This is a genomic window from Streptomyces calidiresistens (assembly GCF_014141525.1).
Taxonomy (GTDB): Bacteria; Actinomycetota; Actinomycetes; order Streptomycetales; family Streptomycetaceae; genus Streptomyces; species Streptomyces calidiresistens.
In genome coordinates this window covers 1-5,295 of record NZ_VKHS01000366.1, presented here as the reverse complement: position 1 = coordinate 5,295, position 5,295 = coordinate 1, and the positions used below count along the sequence as shown (strand labels likewise).

Below are 5,295 nucleotides of genomic sequence, written 5' to 3'. Positions count from 1 at the left end.
GCCCCCACCCTCGTCGCCGTCGCCCACGGGTCCCCCGACCCCCGGGCCCGCGAAAGCGTCCTGGCGCTGCTGCGCCGGGTGCGCGCCATGCGCCGCTCGCTGCGCGTGGAACTCGGCCACCTGGAGACCGACGAACCCCTGCTCGGGGACACCCTGGCCCGGTTGCGGGGCGAGGCGGTGCTGGTACCGCTGCTCTTCGGGCGCGGCTACCACGTCAAGCACGACATCCCCTCCGTGCTCTCCCGCGCCTCCCACCTCGAGGCGACCGTGGCGGCCTGCCTGGGACCGCACCCCCTGCTGGTCGAGGCGCTGTACGGGCGGCTGCTGGAGGCCGGGTACCGGGGCGGGGCCGTGGTGCTCGCGGCGGCCGGTTCCCGCGACCCCGAGTCGGCCGCCGGGACCCGCACCACGGCGGCGATGCTCTCCCACCGGCTCGGCGGCGCCCCGGTCGTCCCGGCCTACGCCTCGGCGGCCTCACCGACCGTGGCCGAGGCCGTCGAGCTGCTGCGCTCGCACGGGCACCGCGAGATCGCGCTCTCCTCCTGCTTCACCGCCCCCGGCTTCTTCGCCACGCGCTGCGCGGAGGCCGCGCCGGGGATCGTCGCCGAGCCACTGGGCGCGCACGCCTCCCTGGCCCGGCTGCTGCTGCACCGCTTCGACCGGGCCGCCGCCGCGCTCCCGGCCCGCACCCTCCACCGCGCCGCCGCCTGACCCGACCCCCGGCCGGGCGGGGCCCCGGACCTCGGCGGACGGCGGTCACCGCCGGCCGGCCGCGGCGGGATCGGGGAAGGCGCGCCACGCCTCGGGCGTCGGACGCAGCCGGGCCGGGGCGGGTCGCCCGGAGTCGCGGACGGCCACGGTCCCGGGCATGTTCGTGGCCACCTCGACGCACCGGGAGTCCGGCCGGCCGCCGCTGTGGGTGGAGGTCCGGAGGACGAACTCCGGGACACGGGCATCACTCCGTGGAAAAGGGCACGACCGGGGCGGTCCGTGCGGGGAACCTTCGGGTACGGCCCTCCCGGCGGGAGTGCACGATGACCCGATGGGGCACGTGGTGGATCTCGATGCCGCGTTCGCGGTGGTGGTGCGGCGGGAAATCGCCTGGCGGGACGCCGGCCCGACGGTGGACGTCCCCTCGTGGCGTGACGGGGACGCGCCGTGGCCGGCCGCTTTCGAGACCGACCGGGCCCGGGTGCGGAACCCCGACTCCCCCGGGATCCGGGTCTCCGGGCCGGTAGGGGCGGAGTTCCGCGTGGTGCTCTTCCGAGGGGATGGGTGGACGCCGAGGCGTGGAACGGGGACCCGACGCGGGAGGTGGTGGTGCTGCCCGCCGGAGGTGTCACCTCGCCGGGGCGGTACGGGGCGGTCCTCGACGCCGCCGCCCGCCTCGCCTTCGGACCGCCGGGGGCCGGCGGCGGTGTCGCCGGGTGAGGATGGGCGCATGACGGTGGTGCGGACGGAGCGGCTGGTGCTGCGGCGGTGGCGGGAGGAGGACATCGCCCCGATGGCGGCGATCAACGCCGACCCGGAGGTGATGCGGTGGATCGGCGACGGCTCGGTGCGGGACGCCGGGAGCACCCGCGCCGGCATCGGGGCGATGGAACGGGACTGGGAGACCGACGGGTTCGGCCTCTTCGCCGTGGAGCTCGGGGACACCGGTGAACTGGCCGGTTTCACCGGCCTGGCCGTGCCCCGCTTCCTGCCCGAGGTGCTGCCGGCGGTCGAGGTCGGATGGCGGCTGGGCCGACCCTTCCAGGGCCGGGGGTTGGCGACCGAGGCCGCCCGCGCGGCCCTGCGGTTCGGCTTCGAGCGGTGCGGGTTGCGGAGGATCGTGAGCATCGCGCAGGTCGGCAACGACGCCTCGGAACGGGTCATGGCGAAGCTGGGGATGCGACCGGTGCTGGAGACGGTGGACCCCGGGTGCGGGCGACCGGTGCGGGTGCACGAGGTCACCCCCGCCGGGGCGGTGCTCCACGCCCCGGCCTGACCGGTCCCTCGGGGAAACCAACCGGGAGACGGGGCCTGCCCCGGGGCACCGACCGCGTGTTTCCCGTCCGAGGTGGGACGCCGGGGAGGGGAGCCGCCGGGGGAGAGGCCGTGGTCCCGGCGCCCGGCCACGGAGGGGGCACCGTCCGGGGGCGATGAGGTCGCCACCACCGCCTGCGCCCCGCCCCGGTGGACGGGCCCCGGGGCGCGCCGCCGGCCACGGGGAACGACCACCACCCGGACGGGCCGGCCGGACCTCGGCCCCGACCGCAGCCCGGCCGGGCTCAGTCCTCCAGGCCGCTCACCCGCAGGGTGATGTTCAGTCGTCCCGTCAGGCCCAGCCACGCCGGGGCCGTGCCGGGGCGCACGCGCGGCACCCCGTGGTACGCCGCGCGGGACGGCCCGCCGAAGACGAAGGCGTCCCCGCTCCGCAGCTCCACGTCGGTGTGGGGCCGCCCCCGGGTCCCCGGGTTGCCGAACCGGAAGACGCAGGTGTCGCCGAGGCTCAGCGACACCACCGGCGCGTCCGAGCGCTCCTCGGCGTCGCGGTGCATCCCCATCCGGGCGTCGGCGTCGTAGAAGTTGACCAGCGCGATGTCGTACGCCTCCGCCGGCACGGCCGGCCCCTCCGGCCCGCAGGAGGCCACCGCCTCGCGGGCCAGGGCGTCCAGCCACGGCGGGAACGGCTTGACCGGGGCGCCGTCGCCGTCCACCGCGTGCCGGGAGTACCGGTACGGGGACCAGTGCCATCCCAGGCAGACCTGACGGGCGGACATCGTGCCGCCGCGCGGGGTGCGCACCGTGCGCAGGCCGGCGGGCGGCCGGGCCCACTCCCGGCAGGCGGCCAGCAGTCCCCGCTGCCGGTCGGTGTCCAGCCATCCGGGCAGGTGGACGGCGCCCGGCGCGATGGTCACCGGCCCGTCCGGGGCGGTGTCCCCGCCGGGTGGGTCGAAGAGCGTGTCCCGCGGCTCCACCGGTCCCGTGCCACCTCCCGGCCGTCCGATACGGGTTCCGACACCGGGAACCAGCCTGCCACGCCCCGCCGACACCCGCCCCCGCGCGGGGCGGGGCGGGGGCTGCGGCGTTACGGTCGGTGCCATGGAGCAGCGGGAGCGGGGCGCGCGGCATTACGGACCGGCGGACACCGAGCGGTGGGACCCGGAGCCGGACAAGCGGCCCGGCCGCACCGCCTTCGAGCGCGACCGCGCCCGGGTCCTGCACTCGGCGGCGCTGCGCCGGCTGGCGGGCAAGACCCAGGTGGTGACCCCCGACCCGGTCGCCCCGCTGCCCGCGCGGGACGTCAGCCCCCGCACCCGACTGACCCACTCCCTGGAGTGCGCGCAGGTGGGGCGGGAGCTGGGTGCCTCCTTCGGCTGCGACCCGGACCTGGTGGAGACGGCGTGTCTGGCGCACGATCTCGGTCACCCGCCGTTCGGCCACAACGGTGAGCGGGTGCTGGACGCGGTGGCCGGGCCGTGCGGCGGCTTCGAGGGCAACGCGCAGTCCCTGCGGCTGCTCACCCGGCTGGAGCCCAAGCGGTTCCGGGGCGGGGACGTCGGCGAGCCGGTCGGCCTGAACCTCACCCGGGCCGCGCTGGACGCCGCGACGAAGTACCCGTGGCCGCGCGGCGCGCACCCGGAGGGGCCGGACGCGCCCGGCGCCGCGAAGTTCGGCGTCTACGCCGACGACCTGCCGGTCTTCGACTGGCTGCGGGAGGGCGCGCCGAAGGGCCGGCGGTGCTTCGAGGCGCAGGTGATGGACTGGGCCGACGACGTGGCGTACTCGGTGCACGACGTGGAGGACGGCCTGCACGCCGGGAACCTGGACCCCAACCTGCTGCTCGCCGAGCCCGAGCGCCGGCACGTGCTGGCCCTCGCCCTGGAGCTGTACGCGCCGCCGGGCACCGGGGAGGCGGAGGTGGGGGAGGCGCTGGACCGGCTGTTGGAGGCCGAGTGGTGGCCGCACCACTACGACGGCACCGCCGCCGCGCAGGCCCGGTTGAAGAACGCCACCAGCCAGCTCATCGGCCGGTTCTGCCTCGCCGTGGAGGGGGCGACCCGGATGCGGTACGGCAGCGGGCCGTTGACCCGGTACGACGCGGAGCTGATCGTGCCGCGCGGGGTGCGGCTGGAGTGCGACGTGCTGAAGGCGGTGGCCCGGCTGTACGTGGTGCTGCAGCCCGAGCAGGAGCGGGTGCGCGCCCGACAGCGGGAGCTGCTGGCCGAGTTGGCGCAGGCGCTGGTGGCGGGGGCGCCGGAGGGGTTGGACCCCCAGTACCGGGCGCTGTACGCGGCGGCGCCGGACGAGGCGGCCCGGTTGCGGGTGGTGGTCGATCAGATCGCGGCCCTGACCGACGCGATGGCGCGGTCCCTGCACGCCCGGTTCGTCACCGGTCGGGCAGGGACCGCGCGGTCCGCCGGGAGGCGCGTCCCCGGTGCCCCCGACGGCACCGGGGACGCCGGGGACGGGTCACCCGGGCGTGCTCCCGACGGTTCGTGAGCCCGGCGCTCCCGCCGCCGGGCCCGCGGTTCATCCCCGCCGGACGAACCGCTGGATCTCGGCCATCACCTCCGGGTCGGTGAGGAAGGCGATGTGGTCGACGCAGGGCAGTTCGCGGTTCACGGCGCCCCGCAGACGGGTGGATTCGTGGGGCACGATGACGCCGTCGCAGGGGGAGTACCAGGTGCCGTAGCGGGTGGCGCCGGGTGTCTCGTCGCCCCGGGCCAGGGCCCGCAGGAAGGCCGATCCGGGGATCATCTCGGCGCAGGGGGTCAGGGGCAGGCAGTCGACGGCGCGGGTGGTGCCGTGGTGGGCACCGGCCAGTGAGGCGACGTGGCCGACGTGCCGGTGCCCGCCGAGCTTCTTGACGTACCACTGGGTGACCAGGCCGCCCATCGAGTGGTTGACGACGGCGACCCGGCGGGCGCCGGTGGTCCGGCGCACCTCGGTCACCAGGTCGGCGAGGTCCCGCGCGGACTCCCGGTTGGAGGCCGACCAGTCGTAGCGCAGGGCGAAGAGCCGGTCGCGGTCCCAGCCGGCGGCCTCGAAGGAGTCCATCGCGGCGGTCCAGTTGGAGGGGTCGCCGGTGAAGCCGTGCACGAAGACCACCGGGGGGAGGTCCCGGCCCCCGGGGTGTCCCCGGGTGCCGGCCGCGGCGGCCGTGTCGGTGCCGGCGGCGGCGACCCCGGGGGCGGCGGCGAGGGAGGCGGCCAGCGTCAGGAGGGTTCCGGCCAGGGCGGCGCCCCACCGGTGTGCGGCACGGCGGCCGGTGCCGCGGGTGGGGGAGGTGGGTGAGCTGCTCATCCGGGA

At 77.1% G+C, this 5,295-nt stretch carries 7 protein-coding genes; 4 read left to right on the top strand and 3 right to left on the bottom strand.

Going from position 1 to position 5,295, the window contains the following annotated elements; genetic code table 11:
- On the top strand, positions 1-711 hold a 711-nt coding region (locus FOE67_RS15555), incomplete at its 5' end, for a sirohydrochlorin chelatase (RefSeq protein WP_182664684.1).
- Between the two features lie 45 nt (positions 712-756).
- On the opposite strand, the gene FOE67_RS30430 is transcribed toward FOE67_RS15555, so the two are convergent.
- Positions 757-1,044 carry a DUF397 domain-containing protein gene (locus FOE67_RS30430; RefSeq protein WP_323384964.1) on the bottom strand — a complete coding sequence of 96 codons (288 nt, stop codon included), beginning with the start codon at positions 1,042-1,044 and terminating at the stop codon, positions 757-759.
- Between the two features lie 231 nt (positions 1,045-1,275).
- On the opposite strand from FOE67_RS30430, the gene FOE67_RS30425 reads away from it, so the two are divergent.
- Both FOE67_RS30425 and FOE67_RS15545 read left to right on the top strand, forming a co-directional pair.
- Positions 1,276-1,431, top strand: a complete 156-nt coding sequence (locus FOE67_RS30425) for a hypothetical protein (RefSeq protein WP_323384965.1) — start codon at positions 1,276-1,278, stop codon at positions 1,429-1,431.
- Between the two features lie 10 nt (positions 1,432-1,441).
- Positions 1,442-1,987: a GNAT family N-acetyltransferase gene (locus tag FOE67_RS15545; protein ID WP_182664680.1), complete on the top strand. Its 546-nt coding sequence runs from the start codon at positions 1,442-1,444 to the stop codon at positions 1,985-1,987.
- 283 nt (positions 1,988-2,270) lie between these two features.
- Here FOE67_RS15545 and FOE67_RS15540 read toward each other — a convergent pair whose 3' ends face one another.
- The gene (locus tag FOE67_RS15540) at positions 2,271-2,960 is read right to left on the bottom strand and encodes an alpha-ketoglutarate-dependent dioxygenase AlkB family protein (protein ID WP_438874230.1); all 690 of its coding nucleotides are present in this window, start codon (positions 2,958-2,960) and stop codon (positions 2,271-2,273) included.
- A gap of 124 nt (positions 2,961-3,084) precedes the next feature.
- Here FOE67_RS15540 and FOE67_RS15535 point away from each other — a divergent pair, with 124 nt between their 5' ends.
- The gene (locus FOE67_RS15535; RefSeq protein WP_182664678.1) at positions 3,085-4,485 is read left to right on the top strand and encodes a deoxyguanosinetriphosphate triphosphohydrolase; all 1,401 of its coding nucleotides are present in this window, start codon (positions 3,085-3,087) and stop codon (positions 4,483-4,485) included.
- 30 nt (positions 4,486-4,515) lie between these two features.
- Here FOE67_RS15535 and FOE67_RS15530 read toward each other — a convergent pair whose 3' ends face one another.
- Positions 4,516-5,289 (bottom strand): esterase/lipase family protein, encoded by a 774-nt coding sequence (locus tag FOE67_RS15530; RefSeq protein WP_182664685.1) that lies wholly within the window; start codon positions 5,287-5,289, stop codon positions 4,516-4,518.
- Between the last annotated feature and the right edge of the window lie 6 nt (positions 5,290-5,295).